Here is a 1996-nt window from a genome sequence, read left to right as displayed (position 1 = left end):
TAATAGTGCAAGCACGGTTCTGGGAGGGGGTGGAGTACAATCTACCGTAAGGTAGAAAGGCTCCATTCTACTCGACTAGTTTAAGAAAAAAAGTGTTTATAAAGAGGTAAACATTTATTTGCAAATACTATAATGGTTGTTATTATTGTTTGTGGGTTTAATCCCAATCTATGTAAATAAGGAGCTATTTCCATGATTATTAAATTCATTCGTTATAGATAGAAATAGGTATAGACTATTTTTCAAATCCAACTCATATTTTTTAAAAATATGATGAGGGTTTATTTGTCTATGCCTTTTTCATTTATCTAAAAACGAATGAATGAGGTGACTTCTTTGTTACAAGAGAATAAAAGAATAAAGAGTGCAAAATATGTGAGCAATTTTGAAACCATTTTTGCTTGTCCAATTTGTAATTTGTCTATGAAGGTTTTGGAGTTTAAAAGTTTAATCTGCTCAAATAATCATACGTTTGATTTTGCCAAGCAAGGATATATCAACTTTTCAACTCACTCAGTATACACCAAGTACAGCAAAGGTCTTTTTGAAGCACGAAGAAAACTTATTACCGAAGGTGCCTTTTTTGAACCATTAAGTCATGCCATTGCAAAAGTTATGCATAATCATGTTGTTAAAACAAATGAAACAATATCTATACTTGATACTGGGTGTGGTGAGGGTTCGCATCTTTCTAATATTTGCGATATTGTTAGTTCTGACTCTTATAAAAGAGTAGTTGGAGTAGGAATAGACATTTCTAAAGAAGGTATCATGGTAGCTTCTAAGAACTACACTAATAAGATTTGGGCTGTGGCTGATCTTGCAAACACACCCTTTAAGAATACACAGTTCGATGTTATTCTTAATATCTTATCTCCTTCAAATTATGCTGAATTTAAAAGAATGTTGAAAGCTGACGGTATAGTAATTAAAGTTGTGCCGCAAAGTGGCTATTTAAAAGAATTAAGGGAACATCTTTTTCATAAACCTGAAAAACAAAATTATTCTAATGCAGATACAGTGGAGAGGTTTAATGAGAGTTTTCAATTTGTTGATAGTTCAAGGTTAAGTTACACCATGAACCTTAATAAACCTTTAATTCAATCATTGGTTCAAATGACCCCTTTAACTTGGACAACAACAGAGGAACGAGTAAAATCTTTTTTAAATAAGGATTCTGCTGAAATAACTGTTGATTTGGATATATTAATCGGTAAAAACACAATTTAGAAAAATAGGACTTTTATTAGGGTAGTCTCGTGATGGGACTACCCTAAAGTATGTTCTTCAACTAACGGGTGCATTAATACAATAATTTTGGATCGCCTTAAGGCGGTCTATTTCTTTTTACATATAACGAGGCTAACCTTTTGTTGTTCAACAATTAACAGGGGTGTTACTTCAATTAAGGTGTGGTATTTTAATTAACGAAATAAAAAAATCCAATGTAGGGTTTTTAATTTTTTTAAAATATAATATTTAAGTTGCTTTTACTTGGAAGTGGCAAATACATAAAAAAGGTGATATTCAAATGACACATCCGCTATTATTAAAAACATAATTTATATTCCAGATCCACTATGTTCTATCCTAAAATTATGGATTAAACATTAGAGAATATATGGCAACAGAGGCTAAGATAGTTTCCGAAAAGGATTATCTAACATTAGAGGAATACGAAAACAATGATGAATCTCTGTGTATCCAATTCTCGTTCGTAAGAGAAAATAACTTCGGTGTATAAAAGGACGTAATAGAACTAGCAGAATCAATGATACAAAAATTAGAGCAAGAGGTATTGGAATCATTATAAAGATTTGTTTGGACCCGCTCCGTTTATTCTAACGGGTGAGCTACTTATAGATCTAGCTGCCATTTCAGGCGGCTTTTTTTGTTGAACTAACGAAGCAGGATAGTTCAATAGAAATAGACTATTGGTTAATTGTGGTATATAATCGCATTAAAAGGAACGTACGTTCTTTTTGATGGAGTAGCT

The 1996-nt window shown here is 32.0% G+C and carries 1 protein-coding gene; it reads left to right on the top strand.

Annotated elements, in window-relative coordinates; genetic code table 11:
- Positions 1–336: 336 nt before the first annotated feature.
- Positions 337–1230 carry a putative RNA methyltransferase gene (locus tag TR08_RS24085; RefSeq protein ID WP_238579234.1) on the top strand — a complete coding sequence of 298 codons (894 nt, stop codon included), beginning with the start codon at positions 337–339 and terminating at the stop codon, positions 1228–1230.
- The last annotated feature ends 766 nt before the right edge of the window (positions 1231–1996 follow it).

Source organism: Neobacillus niacini, from assembly GCF_000759675.1.
Lineage (GTDB): Bacteria > Bacillota > Bacilli > Bacillales > Cytobacillaceae > Neobacillus > Neobacillus niacini_A.
This window is presented reverse-complemented; position numbering and strand designations above follow the sequence as displayed.